The organism is Methylopila henanensis, from assembly GCF_042681025.1.
Classification (GTDB): Bacteria; Pseudomonadota; Alphaproteobacteria; order Rhizobiales; family Methylopilaceae; genus Methylopila; species Methylopila henanensis.
In genome coordinates, this window is sequence record NZ_JBHUER010000002.1 from 414466 (window position 1) to 435650 (window position 21185).

Genomic DNA, 21185 nt, shown 5'->3' on the forward strand with positions numbered 1-21185 from the left:
CGACCGTAGGAACGGAACCGACGTGACCACCGAAGGCGCGCCTGCCGAAGCTCGCGCTGTGCTCGCCGCGCTCGGCGTTCCGGCGGAACGCCTCGTCGGCGGGCCCGCAAGCCGGACGCCGATCACGGGCGAGAAGCTGGCCGAACCGCGCCTTGCCGACGCCGCCGAACTGGAGGCGGCGATCGGACGGGCCTCCGCCGCGTTCGAGATCTGGCGCGACGTCCCCGCCCCGCGCCGCGGCGAGCTCGTGCGGCTGTTCGGCGAGGAGCTCCGCCGGTCCAAGGCGGCACTCGGCCGTCTCGTCACGCTCGAAGCCGGCAAGATCGTCTCCGAAGGCCTCGGCGAGGTGCAGGAGATGATCGACGTCTGCGACTTCGCCGTCGGTCTCTCCCGCCAGCTTTACGGACTGACCATCGCGACCGAACGGCCGGACCATCGCATGATGGAGACGTGGCGTCCGCTCGGAGTCGTCGGCGTCATCTCGGCCTTCAATTTCCCCGTCGCGGTGTGGGCGTGGAACGCGGCGCTCGCGCTCGTCTGCGGAAACGCGGCCGTCTGGAAGCCCTCGGAGAAGACGCCGCTGACCGCGCTTGCGACGCAGGCCCTGTTCGAGCGCGCGGCGGCGGTGTTCGGCGGCGCTCCGGAGGGCCTGTCGTCCGTCGTCCTCGGCGGACGAGAGCTCGGCGAGCAGCTGGTCGACGACGCTCGCGTAGCGCTGGTCTCCGCGACCGGCTCCACCGCCATGGGCCGGGCCGTCGGCCCGCGCGTCGCATCCCGATTCGGGCGCTCGCTGCTGGAGCTCGGCGGCAACAACGCCGCGATCGTGCGACCCTCGGCCGATCTCGACCTCACGCTGCGGGCGGTCGCGTTCTCCGCCATGGGCACCGCCGGCCAGCGCTGCACCACGCTCCGGCGGCTGTTCGTGCACGGCGAAGTCTACGACAACCTGCTGCCGCGCCTGCGCCAGGCCTACGCCTCGGTCGCGATCGGCGACCCACGCGAGCAGGGCGTTCTGGTGGGTCCCCTGATCGACGGCGACGCCTTCTCGGCCATGGAGCGGGCGCTCGAACGCGCGCGGCTCGCGGGCGCGACGGTGTCCGGCGGCGAGCGTGTGGAAGGCCCCGGCGGCGCCGAATCGTTCTATGTGCGTCCCGCGTTGGTCGAGATCGCGGAGCACGCCGGCCCAGCGCTTGAGGAGACCTTCGCGCCGATCCTCTATGTGCTCCGTTGCGACGACCTCGATGAGGCGATCGCGCTGAACAACGCCGTTCCGCAGGGCCTCGCCTCCGCGATCTTCACCAACGACCTGCGCGAGGCGGAGCGCTTCCTCTCCGCGCGGGGGTCCGACTGCGGCATCGTCAACGTCAACATCGGTCCCTCGGGCGCCGAGATCGGCGGAGCCTTCGGCGGCGAGAAGGAGACCGGCGGCGGCCGCGAAAGCGGCTCGGATTCGTGGAAGGCCTACATGCGCCGGGCCACCAACACCGTGAACTACGGCGCGACGCTTCCGCTCGCGCAGGGCGTGCGGTTCGATATCGGCTGAGCTGCCCACAGGGATGTCGGGCGGAGCGCCTGCATCCGCCGGCGGCCCGCGCTAGGCTGAAGCGGCCATGACCGGCTTCAGCTTCCTCCACGCCGCCGACCTGCACCTCGACAGCCCGCTCATCGGGCTCGCCGGACGCTCGCCCGACTTCGCCGAACGCGTAGAGAACGCCTCCCGCGCCGCGCTCGACGCGCTGGTCGAACTGGCGATCGCCGAAGATTGTCGCTTCGTCCTGCTGGCGGGCGACGTCTTCGACGGCGACCTGCGCAACATCCGCGCCGGCCTCTATTTCGTGTCCCGCATGCGGCGGCTGGCGGAGGCCGGCGTGCCGGTCGTGGTCATCCTCGGCAACCATGACGCCGAGAACCGGTTCATGAGCCGCTTGGAATTGTCGGACAACGTGCGGTTAATTTCAGCCCGCAAGCCGGAGACTTTCCGCATCGACGGGCTGGACGTCGCGATCCATGGCCGCAGCTTTCCCCAGCGCGACGTCACCGAGAACCTCGCCCGGGCCTATCCGCCCCCTGTCGCCGGCTGCTTCAACATCGGCCTGCTCCACACGGCGCTGATCGGACACGAGGGCGAGCACGCGGCCTATGCGCCCTGCTCGCTCGAGCAGCTTCGGCTGCATGGCTACGACTACTGGGCGCTCGGGCACATTCACGACCGCCAGATTCTCTCCGAGCGGCCGCATGTGGTCTATCCCGGCAACCTCCAGGGCCGCAGTGTGCGCGAGACCGGGGCGAAGGGCGCGTCGATCGTGCGTGTGCTCGACGGCGAGGTCGCGGCCGTCGAGCATCGCGCCCTCGATGCGGTGCGCTGGGGCAGCGCCGAAGCGCGGCTCGACGGCGTCGCGGATCGCGTTTCCGCGCTCGATCGAATCCGCGCGACGATGGTCAAGGCGCTGGACCAGGCCGGCGGCCGCCCGCTGGCGCTGCGGCTGCGGCTCACGGGCGAAACACCGCTTGCGGGGGCGTTCGCGCTCGGCCGCGGCGAGCTGCGCGACGACGTCGAGACGCTGGCGGCGGGTCTGTCGGGCGATCTCTGGCTCGAAAAGCTGTCGCTCGGCCTGACGCCGCCGTCGGCCTCCTCCCCGTCGCTCGATCCGACCGTCGCCGGACGGCTCGACGCGGAAATCGCGGCCATCGCCGACGACGCCTCCTTCGCCGCCCGCAGGGACGCCCGGCTGGCCGAGGTGCTGGCGAAGCTGCCCCAGTCGGCGCGCGCCGCCGAGTTCGCGGCGCAGATCCGGGCTGAGGCCGGCGCCCGCGCGACGACGCTCGCCCGCGCCCTCGTGGAGGGCGATGATGCGCTTTGAACGGCTGACGCTCGAGCGCTACGGCGCGATCGAGACGCGCGAGATCGCCTTCTCCGGCCACGGGCTGACCGTGATCTACGGGCCGAACGAGGCCGGCAAGAGCACGGCCCTGTCGGCGGTGGGCGACGTGCTGTTCGGCGTGCCGGCCAGAAGCGTCCGCGGTGCGGTGTTCGGCAACGACGCCATGCGCCTCGGCGCCGAGATCACGCGGGCGGACGGGAGTTCGCTCTCGGTCCGCCGGCGCAAGGGCAAGGCCGGCCGCACGCTGACCGGCGAGGACGGCGCGGCGCTGGACGAAGCCGCGCTCGCCGCGCTGCTCGGCGCGACCACGCGCGAGCGCTTCGAGGCGCTGTTCGGGCTCGATCACGAGCGGCTGCGGGACGGCGGCGAATCGCTGTTCAAGGCCGACGGCGAGATCGGCCGCCTCATCGTCGAGGCGGGCGGCGGGCTTCGCGCGCTGGTCGCGCGGCTCGAGCGCATCGATCAGGAGCGCGACCGTCTCTTCGGCGCCCGCAAAAGCGACCAGCGCGCCTTCTACCGCGCTCTCGACGCCTTCGACGCCGCAGACGGGCAGGTCAAGGCCGGGCTGCTCACCCGCGAAGCCTACGAGCGCGCCAAGGCCGCCCACGCGGAGGCGGCCGCCGCCTGCGAACGGCTGCGCTCCGAACGGCGCGCGGCGGTGGTGGCCGTTTCCGCGCTCGAACGCCTCGGCCGCGTGGCCCCGCCGCTGCAGCGGCTCGACCGGATCGAGGCGGAGGCGGAGAGCTTCGCCGATCTGGCCGAACTGCCGCCCGCCTTCGACCGCGAGGTCGGCGAAGCGTTCGCCGCCGCCGCCGAGACCGGCCGCGCGCTGGAGGAGGCGGAAGCGGCCGTCGCCGCGGCGGAAGCCCGGCTGCGCGGCGTGACGGCCGATCCCGCCCTGCTCGCCCAGGAGGCCGCGATCCGCGACATCGGCGTCGCCGCCGTCCATGTCGCGGAAGCGCGCGAGCACCGTGCGAACCGGCAGGTGGAGCTGGCGCAGGCGCAGGCGAAGCTCGCGCGGCTGCGACGGCGGCTCGGGGTCGCGCCGGACGCGGACCTCGCCGCCCGGCTGCCGCCGCCCGAGGCCATCGAAGCCGGCCGGCGTCTCGCCGCCGCGGCCCAGACCCGCGCGCCGTCGATCGTCGCAGAGGACGCCCGCATCCGCGAGCTCGCCGCCCGTCTCGCAGCGCTCGACCAGCGCATAGCGGAGGCCGACGCGCGCGGCCATGACCGGCCCGCGGGCGTGACCGCGGCGGAGTTCGCAGGCCTTCCCGCCGCCGACGCCGCGGCCCGGGCGCTCGGGGCGGAGGCGGACGACGCCGCCGTGCAGGCGCAGGAGCGGCTGGAGGCGCTTGGTTTCGCCGATTTCGTCGCGCTCGCGGCGTTGCGCGCGCCGGATCGCGACACGCTCGCCGCGCTTCAGGCGCGCGACGATGCGGCGGAGGCCGAGCGGCTCGGCTGTCTCGGCCAGCGCGACGACGCGCGCGGCCGGCGCGAGGCCGCCGAGATCGAGATCTCGCGGCTGACCTCAGGCGGCGAGATCGCGACCGATCAGGCGCTTGGCGAAGCGCGGCGCGCGCGCGGCGCCGCCTGGAGCGCCATCCGGCCCGCCTATGTCACCGGCCGGAGCGATGACGACGAGGCGGCGCGGACGCTGCGCGCGGCGCATCTGGAGCGCGCCGTCGCCGAGGCGGACGAACTCGCCGACCGACGCGCGGCGGAGGCGGGCCGCGCCGCGGCCCTGGCCGAGGCGGAACGACGGCGCGACGAGGCCCGAATCCAGTTCGAGGCTTCCGAACGCGCCCTTGTCGAAATCGCGGGGACGCGCGCGGAAGCGCTTGAGGCGCTGGCCCGTGATTTTCCCGAGGCGTACGCCCGCGCGGCAGGATTGCCGGCCCTCCGGGCCTTCGCGGAGGAGCGCCGGGCCGTTCTCGATCTCGGCGAAGCCGCGACGCGCCGGCGGCGCGAGGCCGAGGCGGCGCGCACAGCCCTGTCAACGGCTCACGCGGCGCTCGCCTTCGCCGAACGGCTTGGGGGGCTGTCGTCCGCAGATGCGTCCGCGGCGCTGACCGATCGCGTGCGCGCCGCACAGGGCGCGCTGGCGCGTCACGAGGAGGCGCATGTGGAGCGCCGCCGCGACGCGCGCGACCGCGACGAGGCGCGCGCGTCGCTGGACGCCGCCCGCGCCCGGCGCGCCGCGCTCGGGGAAGAAGCGGAGCTCTGGCGGCAAGCCTGGGAGCCGGCCGTCGCGCGGCTCGGCCTGACCGCCGACGCGACGCCCGACGACGGGGCGGACGCCGCGGTGGAATGGGCCGAGGCGCGCGGCGTGATGGATTCTCTGGAGCTCATCCGCCGCCGCCTGCGCCGCATGGACGAGGACGAGCAGGCTCTTGGCGTGGCCGTCGCCGCGGCGGGCGACGGGATCGGGCTCGCGCTGCCGCAGGATGCGGTCGCCGCAGCGCGCATGCTGCAGGAGCGCTTCGCCGAGAACGACGCCCGCCGGCGCGAGCGCGAAACCCTGACGCCTCATCTCCAGGACGCGACGGCCGCCGTCGAACGCCGACGGGCGGGAAAGGCCGCGGCGGAAGATCGGGTCGCCGCGCTGGCGGCGCTCGCCGGCGTCCAATCGCCCGAGGAGCTTGCCGCCGTCGCCGCCCGGCATGCGGAACGACGGACGCATCAGGACGAGGCGCGCCGCCTGCGAGACACCATCGACGCCGCCGGCGACGGGCTTTCGCTCGACGCCCTGCGCGCGGAGGCGGAGGGGCGCGACCCGGACGGCCTGCGCGCCGACCGCGAGGCCGCGAGCGCGCGCGCCGAGGCGATCGAGCGCGAACTCGACGCCGCCGCGCGCGCCGAACACGAAGCGGAGACGGCGCTCGCGGCCTGTTCCGATCCGGCCGGCGTCAACCGCGCGGTCGCGCTGCGCGAGGCCGCCATCGCCGAACTGCATGAATCGGCCGAACGCTACGTGGAGCTCTCGCTCGCCCGCGATCTGGTGGAGGCCGCGATCGCGCGGGTGCGCGCCGAGCGGCAAGACCCGCTGATCGCGCGCGCCGGCGCGCTGTTCGCGCTTGCGACCCGGGGCGCGTTCTCGGGCGTCGCCGCCGACGTCGACGCGGACGGCCAGCCGGTGGTGGTCGGCGTGCGTGCTGGCGGTGGCGCCGTGCCGGCCAAGGCCATGAGCGACGGTACCCGCGACCAGCTTTTCCTGGCGTTCCGGCTCGCGAGCATCGAGAACTACAACGCCTCGACTGAGCCCCTGCCCTTCGTGGCCGACGACATCCTCGTGCATTTCGACGACGCCCGCAGCCGGGCGGCGCTGGAGCTGCTGGCGGCCTCCCCTCGGGACGCGCAGGCACTGCTGTTCACCCACCACCGCAGCGTGCTGCGCATGGCCGAGGAGTTGGCCGCCGAGGGCCGCTGCGGGATCGCGACCCTCGGCTGAGCCCAGTCATTGCGCGAGCGGGCAGCCGCTTTCGGACGGCTTGATGTAGGCCTGATCGCCGGGCACCGTCGCGACCACCTTGTAGTAGTCCCACGGCTTCGTGCTCTCCTCCGGCTTCTTCACCTCCATGAGGTACATGTCGTAGATCAGCCGGCCGTTCTCGCCGACGCTCGCGCCGCGGCCGAACACGTCGTCCACCTTCATCTCGTGCAGCTTCGCCGCCACCTTCTCGGTGTCGTCGGAGCCCGCCGCCTTGATCGCCTTGAGGTACTGCGTCACGGCCGAATAGGTGCCGGCGTGCACCATGTTGGGCATGCGCTTGGTGCGGTCGAAGAAGCGCTGGGAGAAGGCGCGGCTCTCGTCGTCGCGGTCCCAATAGAAGCCTTCCGTGAGCGACAGCCCCTGCGCCGCCTGCAGGCCGAGGCCGTGGACCTCGGACAGCGTGAACAGCAGCGCGGCGAGCCGCTGGCCGCCCTCGACGATGCCGAACTCCGACGCCTGCTTGATGGCGTTGGCGGTGTCGAGGCCGGCGTTGGCGAGCCCGATGACCTTGGCGCCGGAGGACTGCGCCTGCAGCAGGAACGAGGAGTAGTCGGCGTTGCTCAGCGGATGGCGCACGGAGCCCTTCACCGAACCGCCCTGCCCCGTGACGAACTTCGTGACCTGCGCCTCCAGCGAATAGCCGAAGGCGTAGTCGGCGGTCAGGAAAAACCAGGTGTCGCCGCCCTGCTTCACCAACGCGCCGCCGGTGCCGACCGCGAGCGCGTTGGTGTCGTAGACCCAGTGGAAGCCGTAAGGCGAGCACTGCTTGCCCGTGAGCTCCGTCGTCGCCGCGCCGGTGACGATGTCGATCTTCTTCTTTTCTTTGGACAGGCCCTGCACCGCGAGCGCGACCGACGAGGTCGTCAGCTCCATGATGCTGTCGACCTGGCCGGTGTCGTACCACTGGCGGGCGATGTTGGAGGCGATGTCGGGCTTGTTCTGATGGTCGGCGCTGACGATCTCGACCGGCGCGTCCAGCACCTTCCCGCCAAAGTCCTCGACCGCCATCTTCGCCGCCTCGACCGACCATTTGCCGCCGAAGTCCGCGTAGACGCCGGACTGGTCGTTCAGGATGCCGATCTTCACCTTTCCGTCCGACACCTGCGCCGCGGCGGGCAGCGCGCTCGCGGCGAACAGGACCGCGGCGACGGTCGCTGACAGCTTCATGCCGATCTCCTCCCGAGACGGGCCGCTCGTTTTTCACGGGGGTCAGTCCCCCCGCGCCGGCGGCCTTCCGCTCCGCCCGATCTTCGCCGGGCGGGTCGACGGTAGCACCGGAGGCGGCGCCATCAAGCGTCAAGTTCAGATCGGCTTTCGCTCCGCGCCTCAGCGCCAGAGGCCGTAGCGCTCCCAGTCCTGCTCGGGGATCGGCGCTCCGAGCGTGTAGCGCAGGGCCGTCACCGTCATGCGGTCGGGCGTCGCGCTGCAGGTGAAGGCGAGCCGCCGCCAGACGCCGCCCGCCCGGACGGCGGCTCCGGTCCCCGACAGCGTGTCGCCCTTCCGCTCCGGCTCCGCGAGCGCGTCGATCGCCATGCGGTCAGGCTTCAGCTCCGGCTCGTTCTTGCGGATCTTCTCCATGGCCGCGAGGTCGCACACCTGGTTGAAGCGGGTCTCGGGCTCGAGCTTGCGGAGCGCCGCCTCGGTCCGGCGGTCGTAGGAGAACGCGTAGGCGGGAACGGAGGCGACAAGGGAGGACGCCAGCGCCCCCGCGGCGGCGAGGCTGACAAATTTTCGCATGCGATTCAGGAACTCGTAACGGTCTGAGGAGCCGTCCGGGTAGCACCCGAGGCGTTCGGTCGACAACCGTCCGGAGGGAGAGACGGAGGCCGGACGTTCGAACGCCCGGCCTCCGCAACCGTCACGCGGCCGCGGTTTCGCTGCGGCGGGCCTTGTTGGCGGCGTTCGCGGTCGCTTCGAGGAAGGCGTGCGCGTCCTCCTTGCGCTCGAACACATGCGGCGCGACGCCCCGGCGCTTCAGCGCCTCCTGCATCTTCAGGCGCAGGAAGGCGTTCGTCGCATAGCGGGTCGTGGTCTCGTAGTAGTTCTCGAGCAGATACTGGATCATCTCGGCGTAGTCGTCGTAGAGCGACTCGCTGAGCTTGAAGCCGTCGTGGTTGACGACCGACTTGACGCGCTTGCCGGCCTTCTCGCAGGCGTCCACCAGAACCTTGCGCAGGTCCGCGATGTCCTCCTTCGAGCGGCAGTGCCAGCCCTCGAGGTTGAGGAAGAGCATGTTCCGGTCGGCGTCGTAGCTCACTCGCTCGCACAGGTTCAGGTTGAGCAGATCGGCGAGCAGGTCCATCGGCTCGTCGCGGAAGATGCGGATGTCCATCATCTTCGGACGGTTGATGATCGGCTTGAAGTCCATGTGCGCGAGGATGTCGCGATGGATGTCGACGCCGGGTGCGATCTCGGTCAACTCCAGCCCTTCCGGCGTCAGCTCGAACACGCAGCGCTCTGTGACGTAGATCACCGGCTGCGACCGCTGCTTGGCGTAGGGCCCGGAGAAGGTGTTCTGCTCCACCTGGCGGATGAACTTCCGCGAGCGGCCCTCCTGCCGGATGACGAGGCGGCTGTCCTCGATCGCGACGTCGAGGCCGCCGACGGTGAAGGTGCCGGCGAAGACCACCGAGCGGGCGTTCTGGCTGATGTTGATGAAGCCGCCGCAGCCGTTCAGCTTGCCGCCGAAGGACGAGGTGTTGACGTTGCCCTCCTCGTCGCACTCGGCCATGCCGAGGCAGGTCATGTCGAGCCCGCCGCCGTCGTAGAAGTCGAACATCTGGTTCTGGTCGATGATGCAGTCGGCGTTGGTCGCCGCGCCGAAGCTCGACCCGCTCGCGAGCACGCCGCCGACGGCGCCGGCCTCGGTCGTGAGCGTGATGTAGGGCGTGACCCTCTCCTCGTTCGCGACCGCGGAGATGCCTTCCGGCGCGCCGACGCCGAGGTTCACGACGCCGTTCGGCGGCAGCTCGAAGGCGGCGCGCCGCGCGATCACCTTGCGCGCGTCGAGCGGCATCTTCGCCATGTTGGCGACCGGCACGCGGATCTGGCCGGCGAGCGCGGGGTTGTGCATGACGCCGTAGTTCATGCGGTGCATCTCGGGCTCCGCGACGACGACGCAGTCCACCAGGATGCCCGGCACGCGCACGTCCTTCGGCAGCAGGAAGCCGTCCTCGACGATGCGCTCGACCTGCGCGATCACGATGCCGCCGTTGTTGCGGGCGGCCATGGCCTGGGCCAGCACGTCGAGCGTCAGCGCCTCCTTCTCCATGGAGATGTTGCCATGGGGGTCGGCGCTCGTGCCGCGGATGAAGGCGACGTCGATCTTGGTCGCGGTGTAGAACAGCCACTCCTCGCCGTCGACCTCGACGACCTTGACGATATCGTCGGAGGTCAGCTCGTTGACGCGGCCGCCGCCGTGGCGAGGATCGACATAGGTGTGGAGGCCCACCTTGGAGAACAGGCCGGGCTGACCCGCGGCGCAGGCGCGGTAGAGCTGCGAGATCACGCCCTGCGGGAGATTGTACCCGCGGATGCGGTTCTCCTTCGCCGCCTGCGCGACCTTCGGCATGCGGCCGAAGTTCGCCGCGATGACGCGGCCGAGCAGCCCCTCATGGTGAAGCCGGCCGGTGCCCAGCCCTTTGCTGTCGCCGGCGCCGGCGGTCATGATCAGCGTCAGATTCTTCGGCGAGCCCGTCTCGACGAAGCGCTCCTCGAGCGCCGCATGCAGGGCCTCCGGAATGCAGCTCTGGACGAATCCCGTCGTCGTGACGACGTCATTCTCCCGGATGAGCGCGATCGCCTCCCTCGCGGAGATCACCTTGTTTTTTTTCATTTGCGCCATGGATTTCGCACGCTCCGCTGTCTAGTGGCCGCCGTTCGTGACGTTTCGGCCGGCGAGCCGATACGCGAAGGACGGGGCGCGATTGAGCCCCGAGGTTAGAGCGGGTGTTAGCGGGCCGCAATGCAGCGTATGTCTCGATCAATCTGTCGCAGGCGCAATATTGTGAATTGGCATACTTGACGCCATCCAGTCACGTGTAGACGCACATTCCCTTATTCAGGATAACTTCTGTTCAAAAGCAGTTTTTCTGAAGAACCGGGAGGCCCGCCGGGGGCTCTCTAGGCCGCTTGAGGCGCGGCGCGGCTGAGCCTAACGTCCGTCGCCGAGGGACGCGGATGCTGAGGAGAACGCCGATGCGCGGCGCGGTTTTGGACGTCCGTGGGGTGATCGACGTGACCGGCGCGGACGCCGGCCGGTTCCTGGACAACCTGCTGACCAACGACGTCAGCGGGCTGGCGCCTGGACGCGCCGCCTTCGCGGCCCTGCTCTCCCCGCAAGGCAAGATCGCGGTCGACATGCTGGTCTCGCCCATCGACGGCGGCTACCGGATCGATCTGCCGCGCCCGCTCGCGCCGGACCTTCTGCGCAAGCTCGCGCTCTACAAGCTGCGCTCGAAGGTCGAGCTCAGGGACGCGAGCGACGAGACGCGCGTGGCCGCCTTCTGGGGCGACGGCCTGCTGCCCGACATCGAGGGACTGGCGTTCGATCCCCGGCTCGCAGCGCTCGGCGCGCGCGCCTATCTCCGCGCCGGCGAAGGCCTGCCGGACGGCGTCGCGGACGCCGGCCAGGAAGGCTGGCGCGCGCATCGCATCGCGCTCGGCGTGCCGCAGGGCGGCCTCGACTTCGTTTACGGCGACGCCTTCCCGCACGAGGCCTGCATGGACCAGCTCAACGGGATCGACTTCCGGAAGGGATGCTATGTCGGCCAGGAGATCGTGAGCCGCATGGAGCATCGCGGCACCGCCCGCACGCGAGTGGCGCCCGTGGTGCTCGACGGTCTGGCGCCGGAGATCGGCGCCGCGGTCGTGGCGGGCGAGCGCACCATCGGCCGCATGGGCTCATCGGCGGACGGCCGGGGCCTCGCGCTGCTGCGGCTCGACCGGGCCGAGGAGGCTCGCGCGGCCGGCACGCCGCTGATCGCCGGGGCCGCCATGCTGACGCTCGTGAAACCCTCCTGGGCGCGGTTCGCCTTCCCGGGCGAGACCGCGGCGTGAGCGACGCCGCGCCGCGGCACGCCGACGGCAAATGCCGCTGCGGATGGTGCGGAACCGACCCGCTCTACGTCGCCTATCACGACACCGACTGGGGAACGCCCGAACGCGACAGCCGTGCACTCTACGAGAAGCTGGTGCTCGACGGCTTTCAGGCGGGCCTCGCCTGGATCACGATCCTGCGGAAGCGCGAGAGTTTCCGCGCCGCTTTTCGGGGCTTCGATCCGGACGTCGTCGCGCGCTTCGGCGAGGCCGACGTCGAGCGCCTGCTGGGCGATCCCGGCATCGTGCGCTCGCGCGCCAAGATCGCGGGCGCGGTCAAATCCGCCCGCGCCTATCTCGCCATGCGCGACCGCGGCGAGGATTTCTCCGACTATCTGTGGGGCTTCGTCGACGGCGCGCCGATCGTGAACCGCTGGACCGAGCGCGCTCAGGTCCCGGTCTCCACGCCGATCTCGGAGGCGCTCTCGAAGGACCTGAAGCGTCGCGGCTTCACCTTCTGCGGGCCGGTGATCGTCTACGCCTTCATGCAGGCCGTCGGCATGGTCGACGACCACATGGCGGACTGCTGGCGGAAGGGAAAGGCCTGAACAGGGTCAGCCGCAGCGGCCGCACGCCGAAGCCACGGCGAGGCGGGGTGTCGTCAGTAGTGAAACCGGCATGTCGCGATCTCAAGCGTCTGGTCGTCGCCCATTCCGACCACCCTGTAGATCAGCCGGTGCTCCCAATTGATGCGGCGCGACCACCAGCCCTTCAGCTCGTTCTTCAACGGCTCGGGCTTCCCGAGCCCTTGGAACGGGGATCGCCTCACCTCCTTGATGAGGGCGTTGATCTTGTCGGCCAGTTCAGGGTCCTGCGCCTGCAGCGCCACATAGTCGTCCCAGGCGTCCGAAAACCAGACGACCTTCACCGCTCGATCAGGTCACGCTCGACGCCCTTTCCGGCGTCGAGTTCCGCTATGCCCTTCAGCAGATGCTCGGCGTTCCGCGGATTGCTCATGAGATAGAGCGTCTCCTCCATCCCGCGCCACTCTTCCTCTGAGATCACGACGACCGAGCGGCCGCCCTTCCGGGTGACGAGCAACGGCGCGCGGCTGTCTACCACCTCGTCGAGATGGGTGGCGAGGTTCTGGCGGAATTCGGTGAAACCAACATGCGACGGCATGGCTGCGCCTCCGGGCGGTCAATGTACGTCAAGATGTACATTAGCCGCCCGGCGAGCAATCCTCACGCCCGCGCGGGAGCCGCCGCCGGCTCGTCGTCTTCCGTGCTGCCGCCGCTGTCGAGCTCGGCGTGGAGCCTGCGCTCGTCGAGCGCGCCCTCCCACTTCGCCACCACGATGGTGGCGACGCCGTTGCCGATAAGGTTCGTCAGGGCGCGGGCCTCCGACATGAAGCGGTCGACGCCGAGGATCAGCGCGATCGCGGCGATCGGGATGTGCTCCACCGACTGCAGCGTCGCGGCCAGCACGATGAAGCCGGAGCCGGTGACGCCGGCCGCCCCCTTCGACGTCAGCAGCAGGATGGCGAGGATGCCGATCTGCTGCCACAGCGTCTGTTCGGTGTTGGTCGCCTGCGCAAGAAAGATCGCGGCCATGGTCAGGTAGATGCAGGTGCCGTCGAGATTGAACGAGTATCCCGCCGGGATCACGAGGCCGACCACGCTCTCTTCCGCGCCCGCCTTCTTCATCTTGTGCAGCATGCGCGGCAGCACCGACTCCGAGGACGAGGTGCCGAGCACGATCAGCAGCTCCTCGCGGATGTAGCGGACGAACTTGAAGATCGAGAAGCCCGCGAACCTCGCCACCACGCCGAGCACGATGAAGATGAAGATCAGGCAGGTCGCGTAGAAGCCGAGCATCAGGTAGAGCAGCGAGGCGAGCGCGCCGACGCCCTGCGAGCCGACGGTGTAGGCCATCGCGCCGAAGGCGCCGATCGGCGCGACCTTCATCACGATCCCGATGATCTTGAAGAAGATGTCCATGGAGCTGTCGATCAGCGCCATGACCGGCTTGCCCTTGTCGCCCACCATGTGGAGCGCGAAGGCGAACAGCACGGCGAAGAACAGAACCTGGATGATCTCGCCCTGCGCGAAGGCGCCGACGACCGCGTCCGGGATGATGTGCAGGAAGAAGTCGGTGACCGTCTGGCCTTCCGCGGCCTTCTGGTACTTGGCGATGGAGCCCGCGTCGAGCGTCGCGGGATCGACGTTCATGCCGGAGCCCGGCTTCAGCACGTTGACCACGACGAGGCCGATGATCAGCGCGACGGTCGTCAGCGCCTCGAAATAGAGGATGGCCTTCAGCCCGACCCGGCCGACCTTCTTCATGTCCTCCATGCCCGCGATGCCGTGCACCACCGTCAGGAAGATGATCGGCGCGATCAGCATCTTGATCAGCTTGATGAAGGCGTCGCCGAGCGGCTTCATCTGCTTGCCGAGGTCGGGCGCGAAATAGCCGAGCGCGACGCCGAGCGCGATGGCGATCAGGACCTGGACGTAGAGGATCCGGTACCAGGGTCGCCCGGCCCCGTGGCGGGCGCCCTCCGCGGTTACGGCCGTCATGCGTCTCTCCCGCCCACTTTACGATCGCGGTCGCGTGATCGGCCGCGCCAGCGCTATCTAGCCGGCGACGAACAAAAGTCCAGCGCGCGAACGGCGGTCGCAGCCCCCTCCGGAGCGCCGTCTTTGGCGTTCCTTCAGGCTCAGGCCGCATGCTCCCCGCGCAGCCGATCGATTCGCGACCACCGATGACCCGCACGCCGACCGCCCGTCCCTCCGCCAAGCCCGCGGCGCCCCGCGCCTGGCAGCGCATGCTGTCCGGCCGCCGGCTCGACCTGCTCGACCCCTCGCCGCTCGACATCGAGATCGGCGACATCGCGCACGGCCTCGCGCGGGTGGCGCGCTGGAACGGCCAGACGCTCGGAGAGCACATCTTCTCGGTCGCCCAGCATTCCCTGCTGGTGGAGCGGATCGCCGGCCGGATCGCGCCTGGCGCGGACGCGCGCGCGCGGCTCGCCGTGCTGCTGCACGACGCGCCGGAATACGTCATCGGCGACATGATCAGCCCGTTCAAGGCGGTGCTCGGCGGCGACTACAAGGCGGTGGAGAACCGGCTGATGGCGGCGATCCACCTGCGGTTCGGCCTGCCGGCGGAACGCAGCCCGGAGACGACGAAGCTGCTCAAACGGGCCGATTCCTGCGCCGCCTTTCTGGAGGCGACGCGGCTCGCCGGCTTCGGGCTGGAGGAAGCCCGGAAGATCTTCGGCCGGCCCGACGGGGCGCCGGCCGACGCCGACCTGACGCCCTGGCCGGCGGAGATCGCGGCGGCGCGCTTCCTCGAAAGGTTCCACGCGCTCGCGGGATGACGCGCGCTCTTAGCCGCAGCCGTTTCGCGCGCCGGCGGCGGCGCGTATCATCGCGGAGATGATCTTCGTCTGTCCCCTGTCCCAGCTCGAACGCACGGTCGCCGCGTGCGGCGCGCGGCGCGTGCTGACCCTGATCGCGGACGGCGCAGTGGTCGAGCGGCCGGCGAACGTCGCTCCCGCCGGTCACCTGACGCTGCGGTTTCATGACATCGCGGAGCCGTGCGAGGGACTGGTCGCGCCATCGGCCGACATGGTCGCAGAGGCGCTGGCTTTCGCGGCGGCGGACGACGGGCCGCTGGTCGTGCACTGCTACGCCGGCGTCAGCCGCTCGACCGCGATGGCCTACGCCATCGCCTGCGCGCGCGAACCCGGCCGCGACGAGTTCGATCTCGCCGACGAGCTCCGGAGCCTCAGCCCCACCGCCACGCCGAACCGCCTGATCGTGGCGCTCGCGGACGCCGCTCTGTCCCGCGACGGCCGGATGAGCGCGGCGATCGCGCGAATCGGGCGGGGCGCGGAGACCTTCGAGGGCGAGCCCTTCGCGCTGCGTCTCGCCGGCGTGCGCGCATGAGCGACGCGCTCGCCGTCAGCGTCGGCCTCTCGGCCGCGGTCGTCGCCGTCGAGGGCGACGCGCCGCAGATCCTGCTCGCCCAGTCCGGAGGCGGTTCGGCCGACGTTCTCGGCCTGCCGTCCGGCCCGTTCGAGCCGCTGCGCCACCGCACGCTCGAGATCGGCCTGCGCACCTTCATCGCCGAACAGTCCGGCCTCGACGTCGGCTATGTGGAGCAGCTCTACACCTTCGGCGATCGCGGCCGCTCCGCAGCCCCCGGCGACACCGCCCCGCACATGGTCTCGATCGGCTATCTCGCGCTCACCCGCCGGCCACGCGACGGTTCGGCGCTCGCGCAGGCCGGCGCGCTGTTCCGGCCGTGGTACGCCTTCTTTCCCTGGGAGGACTGGCGCCGCCGCCGCCCGGAGGTGCTGGACACGACGATCCTGCCGGCGCTCGAACGCTGGACCGCCGCGGCACCGGACACGGAGGCCGGCCGCGCACTGCCCCGCCGCGTGCGCGCAAGGCAGTGCTTCGGCATCGACGGCGCGCCCTGGGACGAGGAGAAGGTCCTAGACCGCTACGAGCTGCTCTACGAAGCCGGGCTCGTGGAGGAGGCCGCCCGCGACGGCCGCCGGGCCGCTCTCGACCGCGACAGTCTTCCCAATCTCGGCGAACCGATGCGCGACGATCACCGCCGCATCCTCGCGACCGCCATGGGCCGGCTGCGCGCCAAGCTGAAATACCGGCCCGTGGTGTTCGAGCTGATGCCGCGCCGCTTCACCCTCAGCGCGCTGCAGGGCGCGGTGGAGGCGATCGCCGGCCGCAAGCTGCACAAGCAGAACTTCCGCCGGCTGGTGGAGACGACCGCGCTGGTCGAGCCCACGGGCGCCGCCGAGACCGCGACCGGCGGACGGCCGGCGCAGCTCTACCGCTTCCGGCGCGAGGTGCTGGAGGAGCGCCCCGCGCCGGGCCTGCGCTTCGGCCGCGGCTGACGCGCATATTCCCACAGCCTCGGCATGAACCTGCTCCTCGGCCGCCGAACGAACTCCGTCGTCCTACGGCTTGACCGGAGGACCCATCGTCGGCGTCGAACTGCACGTCGGCCATGGATGGTCCGGTCAAGCCGGACCATGACGAAGAGTCGGAAGGGAACGCGGCTGACGCCTCAGCCCTCCGCCTGCCCCGCAACGGTGCGGATCGCGACGCCGGTCTTCTCGACGTCGATCTCCGCGGTCAGTGGCAGGTGGTCTGAGGCCTTGCGGGCGAGCGGGGTGTTGTGCACCGCGAGGTTCCGCACCAGCCCCCGCGGCCAGCCGAGGATGCGGTCGAGCGGAAAGATCGGCCGCCGCGACGGGAAGCTCGGCAGCGGATGCGGTTCGCCGAACAGCGGCTCGAACACGCTCAGCGACGAGCGTCGGCGCCGGCGCCACTCGTTGAGATCGCCCAGCAGCACCGTCGGCATGGGCTGCATCCAGGTGAAGGCGGAGAGCAGCACGTTCGCCTGGCTGACGCGCGACCGCCGCAGCAGGCCGAAATGCGCGGCGATCACCCGAAACGGCCCCTCCCCGAGGTCGAGCTCGGCGATGATCGCGCCGCGCGGCTCGACGCCCGGAAGCTGGATCCGAAGCCGGCGATAGGACTGCGGCTCGCGCGCCACCAGCAGCGCGTTGCCGTGCCAGCCGTGCCCATCCGGCGCGTCGGACTGGGCGAGCAGATGAAGGCCGGTCTCGGCCCGCAACGCGTCGGGGTCGAGCAGCCCGATGCGCTTGCCGAAGCGGTGGTCGACCTCCTGCAGGGCCACGAGCTCCGCCCCGATCTCGCCGAGGACGCCGACGATCCGGTCAGGGCGCACCTTCCCGTCCGTGCCGCGGCATTTGTGGATGTTGTAGGAGGCGATCTTCACGACGTCCGTCGGTCCTGGAACCTGTCAGAGATAGGGCGCCATCAGGCGCACGGTCGCGTCGCGCAGCTTTACGGGCAGCGGCCGCCCGTCGAGCTCCGCGAGCGTCATCCGCGCCCCGCATTTCTCTTGGATCATCTTTGACAATGCGCCCGCGAGCTCCGCGTCATAGACCTCGACCGCCAGCTCGAAGTTGAGCCGGAGGCTCCGGGCGTCCCAGTTCGCGCTGCCGATCAGGCACCATTCGTCGTCGACCGTCATCAGCTTCGAGTGATCGAAGGGCGGCGGCGAGCGGTAGAGCCGACAGCCGGCTTCGATCAGGGGGCGGACATGCGCCTCGAACGCCCATGCGACCATCCTGTGGTTGTTGCGTTCAGGCGTCGTCAGCGTCACCTCGACCCCGCGCAGCGCCGCGAGCTGGAGCGCGGTCAGCAGCGCCTCTTCGGGCAGGAAATAGGGCGTCGCGATCCGGATGCTGCTGCGCGCGGAGGCGATCGCCGCCTGCAGGACGAGCGCGAGCTGGTCGATCGCGAGGTCCGGCCCGCTCGGGATCGCGCGCATGCGCGACGACCGCTCCGGTCCCGCCGCGGTCCGACGGGAGGGGAAATCCCGCTCGGGCGCCTCCTCGCCGGTGGCGAAGGTCCAGTCGTCGTCGAAGCTCGCCGCGATCTGGCGCACGACGCCGCCGGACACCCGGAAATGGACGTCCTGCACCGGCTCCGCGGTCGGCTTCGCCAGCACGTTCTCGGCCGCGATGTTGAGGCCGCCGACGAAGGCGACGGCGTCGTCGACGATCAGCGCCTTCTTGTGCAGCCGCAGGTCGAGCAACGGCATCCGCCAGGGCAGGACCGAGTGCAGGAAGCGCGCCGCGGGAACGCCCTCCGCCCGCAGCCGGCGATAGGCGCGGGACAGGAAGAAGCCGCCGCCCATGCCGTCGATCAGCACGCGCACCGCGACGCCCCGCTTGTGCGCCCGCGTCAGCGCCGCGATGAAGCGCTCGCCGACGTCGTCGACACGGAAGATGAAGGTCGACAGCTCGACGCTCGTCTTCGCGCCGTCGATCGCCGTGAGCATTTCGGGATAGCCCTCGTCGCCGGCGCGCAGAACCTGCTCGACCACGGCCGCCCGCAGCGGCAGCCCGCTGATCGCCTCGATCGCCAGCGCGAGCCGCGCGCGCGGCGAATCCTCGTCCGCGCCGCCGCCTTTGCCGAAGGCGTGGCTCTGCTTCATGCCGCGCAGCCGGCGCGCCTTACGGTGCACGCGGTTCACGCCGAATCCGACATAGAGCAGCGCGCCGAAGAATGGCGACAGCCAGATGACGCCGATCCAGCCGATCGCCGCGCGCACGTCGCGCTTGTTCATGAGCACATGCGCGGTGGCGGCCACGGCGGCCGCCACATGCGTCAGGCTGAAGAGGACGCCCTCGAGGGGCAACAGCTCGAAAGTGATCGCAGCGGTCTCCGGCACGCTCCAACCTCTTAATCTAGGTCACCGGAGCCGGAACGCGCCATGCCGCATCGCCGCTCGCGGAAGCCGGCGAGCGAAGCTAGGCTGCGGGCCGTTTCCGCCACGCCCGGAGCCTCCGCTGACGTTCGAACCGCCGATCACGCCCGCGCCGAAACGCGCGATCCTTTCTCCTAAGCGCGCGGACCTGTGGCTGGCCGATCCCGACGCCGTGTCGCCGGAGCGGGAGGAGCGCCTACTGCGGCTCCTCACCCCGGAGGAGACGGCGCGGTGGGAACGCTTCGCTGTGCCCTCCCCTAAGCGGCAGCACCTCGTCGCCCGCGCGCTGCTGCGGCTCACCCTGTCGCGCTACGCCGACGTCGCGCCGGAACGCTGGCGCTTCGCCGCGAACGAGCACGGCCGGCCGCGCCTGGACGGGCCCGAAGCCGCGCTCGGCCTGCATTTCAACCTGACCCACACGGACGGCCTCGTGGCGCTCGCGGTCGCGGCGCAGAGCGAGATCGGCGTCGACGTCGAAGACCTCGGCCGCCGCGCGGACATGGACCGGCTCGCGCCGGCGGTGTTCGCGCCGGAGGAGGCTGCGGCCTTCGCCGCCTGTCCGGCTGAGGTCAGGCGCGACACCTTCTTCGCGCTGTGGACGCTGAAGGAGGCCTATGTGAAGGCGCGCGGCCGCGGCATAGCCATGGGGCTGAAGACCTTCGCCTTCCGGCTCGACGGGCCGTCGCCGGTGGCGACCTTCGGCCCGTCCTGCGCCGACGATCCCGCGCGCTGGCGGTTCTGGCGCCTCCGTCCGACGCCCCGGCACACCCTCGCGCTCGCGACCTCGGCGGAGGTCGCCGAGGTCCGCGCGCACTGGACGACGTTCGAGGACGCGCCCTGACGCGCCTCAGCGGCCGATGAGCGCCGCGAAATTGGCGTCGATCCGCTCGGCGTCGGCCCGGAAGGCCGCAAGCCGCGGCTCGACCTCGGCCGCGAGCTGCGCCGCCGCGCCGGCGCCGAACGCCGCTTCGAGGCTCGCGGCGTATTCCGTGATGCGGCCCCAGTCGGGCACGGTCGATGGCGTGATCTCGGAATGGTACTGGAAGCCATAGGCATGGCGGCCGTACCGGAACGCCTGCACGGCGCAGGCGGCGTTCGAGGCCAGCACCTCTGCGCCCTCCGGCGGACGGGCCACCTGCGCGCCGTGCCACTGCAGCGTCTCGAACGCCGGCGGGAACCCGGCGAACACCGGGTCGGCGCGGCCGGCGTCCGTGAGCTCGACGGTCGCAAGCCCGACTTCGGGCCGCGCCATCAGCCCGACCTCGCCCCCGAGCGCGTCGGCGAGCAACTGGCAGCCGAGGCAGACGCCGAAATAGGGCCGGCCGAGATCTCGAACCCAGGTCCGGATCGCCGCCTTCTCGGCGACGAGCCAAGGGTGGGCGTCCTCCTGCCAGACGTCCATCGGGCCGCCCATGACGGCGAGCAGGTCGAAGCCCTCGAAATCCGGGATCGGCTCTCCGGCGTCGAGCTCGACCGTGATCCAGTCGTGGCCCTTCGCCCGCCAGATCTCGCGGAACACGCCGGGATGCTCGACGTCGAGATGCTGCAGGACGAGAATGCGCATGCGATGTCCCTGCGTTGCGGCCGTTGACGGCGGCCAAGTCGCGACCGGGGGAAGGACGCGGAGCGTTGATGCGCAAGGGATACAAGCAGCTTCTGGCCGAGGCGAGCGCAGAGATCGAGACGCTCGACATCGACGAGGCGATCGCCCTCCATGGCGCGCCGGACGTCGTCTTCATCGACCTGCGCGACCCGCGCGAGATCGAGCGCGACGGCCGCGTCGCCGGCGCGTTCTCCTGCCCGCGCGGGATGCTCGAGTTCTGGATCGATCCCGAAAGCCCTTACGCCAAGCCGGTCTTCGCCGTGCCAAACCGCTTCGTGTTCTACTGCGCCAGCGGCTGGCGCTCGGCGCTCGCAGCCAAGACGGCGCAGGACATGGGCCTCGCCGGCGTCGCCCATGTGGGCGGCGGCTTCACCGCCTGGCGCGAGCGCGGCGGCCCGGTCGAGCCGCCGAAAGCGCGCCTAGCATGACCGTGCGAAGGCCCTGCGGCGGGGCGCCGCGGCGCAGCGAAGATCGGCGCTTTCCGCCGGATTTTTTTGCCCGACGCCCGCCGTCGCCGGCCTCTGCCCACACGGTTTCAGCTGCCGCCACAGCGGCTTACGCGATTTCGCGACAGGTTTTTCACAAGCCTCAAAAACCGCGTTGACAGGCTCCATGGGGCGCCCCTATAAAGCGCCACACCGGACGACGGGGCGGCCAACAGCGGCCTCGGCGATCCGGAAAACAGTCTTCAAAGCATGGTGTAGCCGAGCGTTCGGCGAAAGCCGAATGCGGGCAGGATTGAACGGCTTGGCGGGGACACCCATCTAGCCGAACGCGGCCGGTTCTGGTCGTGGGCTCTTTGACAGTGTGGATAATTGAAAGAGAAACGTGGGCG

Annotated in this window: 19 protein-coding genes; 10 read left to right on the forward strand and 9 right to left on the reverse strand. The window is 70.9% G+C overall.

Annotated features, from left to right (window positions below):
- The first annotated feature begins 22 nt into the window (after nucleotides 1–22).
- From amaB to ACFSCV_RS04585, 3 genes are all read left to right on the forward strand, one after another.
- Nucleotides 23–1543 carry an L-piperidine-6-carboxylate dehydrogenase gene (amaB, locus tag ACFSCV_RS04575; protein WP_378797423.1) on the forward strand — a complete coding sequence of 507 codons (1521 nt, stop codon included), beginning with the start codon at nucleotides 23–25 and terminating at the stop codon, nucleotides 1541–1543.
- A 67-nt stretch (nucleotides 1544–1610) separates the two neighbouring features.
- Entirely contained in the window at nucleotides 1611–2861 is a 1251-nt protein-coding gene (locus ACFSCV_RS04580; RefSeq protein ID WP_378797425.1) for a metallophosphoesterase family protein, read from the forward strand.
- Nucleotides 2851–6330 carry an AAA family ATPase gene (locus tag ACFSCV_RS04585; protein ID WP_378797427.1) on the forward strand — a complete coding sequence of 1160 codons (3480 nt, stop codon included), beginning with the start codon at nucleotides 2851–2853 and terminating at the stop codon, nucleotides 6328–6330. The genes ACFSCV_RS04580 and ACFSCV_RS04585 overlap by 11 nt, the downstream gene beginning before the upstream one ends.
- Before the next feature lie 6 nt (nucleotides 6331–6336).
- Here ACFSCV_RS04585 and ACFSCV_RS04590 read toward each other — a convergent pair whose 3' ends face one another.
- The 3 genes from ACFSCV_RS04590 to ACFSCV_RS04600 form a co-directional block, all read right to left on the reverse strand.
- A complete protein-coding gene (locus tag ACFSCV_RS04590; protein WP_378797429.1) occupies nucleotides 6337–7539 on the reverse strand; it encodes an ABC transporter substrate-binding protein in 1203 nt (400 codons plus the stop codon).
- 159 nt (nucleotides 7540–7698) lie between these two features.
- Nucleotides 7699–8109 carry a DUF930 domain-containing protein gene (locus tag ACFSCV_RS04595; protein WP_378797431.1) on the reverse strand — a complete coding sequence of 137 codons (411 nt, stop codon included), beginning with the start codon at nucleotides 8107–8109 and terminating at the stop codon, nucleotides 7699–7701.
- Nucleotides 8110–8230: 121 nt separating this feature from the next.
- Nucleotides 8231–10207: an acyl CoA:acetate/3-ketoacid CoA transferase gene (locus ACFSCV_RS04600; protein ID WP_378797479.1), complete on the reverse strand. Its 1977-nt coding sequence runs from the start codon at nucleotides 10205–10207 to the stop codon at nucleotides 8231–8233.
- Nucleotides 10208–10569: 362 nt separating this feature from the next.
- On the opposite strand from ACFSCV_RS04600, the gene ygfZ reads away from it, so the two are divergent.
- Both ygfZ and ACFSCV_RS04610 read left to right on the forward strand, forming a co-directional pair.
- Complete coding sequence (gene ygfZ / locus ACFSCV_RS04605; protein WP_378797433.1) at nucleotides 10570–11430, forward strand: CAF17-like 4Fe-4S cluster assembly/insertion protein YgfZ; 861 nt, start codon at nucleotides 10570–10572, stop codon at nucleotides 11428–11430.
- A complete protein-coding gene (locus tag ACFSCV_RS04610; RefSeq protein ID WP_378797435.1) occupies nucleotides 11427–12017 on the forward strand; it encodes a DNA-3-methyladenine glycosylase I in 591 nt (196 codons plus the stop codon). Before ygfZ ends, ACFSCV_RS04610 begins: the two co-directional genes overlap by 4 nt.
- Before the next feature lie 53 nt (nucleotides 12018–12070).
- Here ACFSCV_RS04610 and ACFSCV_RS04615 read toward each other — a convergent pair whose 3' ends face one another.
- From ACFSCV_RS04615 to ACFSCV_RS04625, 3 genes are all read right to left on the reverse strand, one after another.
- Nucleotides 12071–12337 (reverse strand): Txe/YoeB family addiction module toxin, encoded by a 267-nt coding sequence (locus tag ACFSCV_RS04615; protein WP_378797437.1) that lies wholly within the window; start codon nucleotides 12335–12337, stop codon nucleotides 12071–12073.
- Nucleotides 12334–12591 carry a type II toxin-antitoxin system Phd/YefM family antitoxin gene (locus ACFSCV_RS04620; protein WP_378797439.1) on the reverse strand — a complete coding sequence of 86 codons (258 nt, stop codon included), beginning with the start codon at nucleotides 12589–12591 and terminating at the stop codon, nucleotides 12334–12336. The genes ACFSCV_RS04615 and ACFSCV_RS04620 overlap by 4 nt, the downstream gene beginning before the upstream one ends.
- Before the next feature lie 62 nt (nucleotides 12592–12653).
- Nucleotides 12654–13988, reverse strand: a complete 1335-nt coding sequence (locus tag ACFSCV_RS04625; protein WP_378797441.1) for a dicarboxylate/amino acid:cation symporter — start codon at nucleotides 13986–13988, stop codon at nucleotides 12654–12656.
- Nucleotides 13989–14173: 185 nt separating this feature from the next.
- On the opposite strand from ACFSCV_RS04625, the gene ACFSCV_RS04630 reads away from it, so the two are divergent.
- From ACFSCV_RS04630 to ACFSCV_RS04640, 3 genes are read left to right on the forward strand one after another with little or no spacing between them, the layout of a single operon-like run.
- Complete coding sequence (locus tag ACFSCV_RS04630) at nucleotides 14174–14791, forward strand: YfbR-like 5'-deoxynucleotidase (protein ID WP_378797443.1); 618 nt, start codon at nucleotides 14174–14176, stop codon at nucleotides 14789–14791.
- A gap of 58 nt (nucleotides 14792–14849) precedes the next feature.
- A complete protein-coding gene (locus tag ACFSCV_RS04635; protein ID WP_378797445.1) occupies nucleotides 14850–15362 on the forward strand; it encodes a tyrosine phosphatase family protein in 513 nt (170 codons plus the stop codon).
- Nucleotides 15359–16336, forward strand: a complete 978-nt coding sequence (locus tag ACFSCV_RS04640) for an NUDIX hydrolase (RefSeq protein ID WP_378797447.1) — start codon at nucleotides 15359–15361, stop codon at nucleotides 16334–16336. Before ACFSCV_RS04635 ends, ACFSCV_RS04640 begins: the two co-directional genes overlap by 4 nt.
- A gap of 173 nt (nucleotides 16337–16509) precedes the next feature.
- Here ACFSCV_RS04640 and ACFSCV_RS04645 read toward each other — a convergent pair whose 3' ends face one another.
- Nucleotides 16510–17247 (reverse strand): endonuclease/exonuclease/phosphatase family protein, encoded by a 738-nt coding sequence (locus tag ACFSCV_RS04645; RefSeq protein WP_378797449.1) that lies wholly within the window; start codon nucleotides 17245–17247, stop codon nucleotides 16510–16512.
- Nucleotides 17248–17271: 24 nt separating this feature from the next.
- Entirely contained in the window at nucleotides 17272–18711 is a 1440-nt protein-coding gene (locus tag ACFSCV_RS04650; RefSeq protein ID WP_378797451.1) for a phospholipase D-like domain-containing protein, read from the reverse strand.
- Between ACFSCV_RS04650 and ACFSCV_RS04655 the strand changes: the two genes are divergently transcribed.
- A complete protein-coding gene (locus tag ACFSCV_RS04655; RefSeq protein ID WP_378797453.1) occupies nucleotides 18605–19588 on the forward strand; it encodes a 4'-phosphopantetheinyl transferase family protein in 984 nt (327 codons plus the stop codon). The two genes, ACFSCV_RS04650 and ACFSCV_RS04655, sit on opposite strands and share 107 nt — an antisense overlap.
- Before the next feature lie 6 nt (nucleotides 19589–19594).
- Here ACFSCV_RS04655 and ACFSCV_RS04660 read toward each other — a convergent pair whose 3' ends face one another.
- Nucleotides 19595–20311 carry a type 1 glutamine amidotransferase gene (locus tag ACFSCV_RS04660; protein WP_378797454.1) on the reverse strand — a complete coding sequence of 239 codons (717 nt, stop codon included), beginning with the start codon at nucleotides 20309–20311 and terminating at the stop codon, nucleotides 19595–19597.
- Nucleotides 20312–20379: 68 nt separating this feature from the next.
- On the opposite strand from ACFSCV_RS04660, the gene ACFSCV_RS04665 reads away from it, so the two are divergent.
- Nucleotides 20380–20778 (forward strand): rhodanese-like domain-containing protein, encoded by a 399-nt coding sequence (locus ACFSCV_RS04665; RefSeq protein WP_378797456.1) that lies wholly within the window; start codon nucleotides 20380–20382, stop codon nucleotides 20776–20778.
- Nucleotides 20779–21185 lie beyond the last annotated feature (407 nt).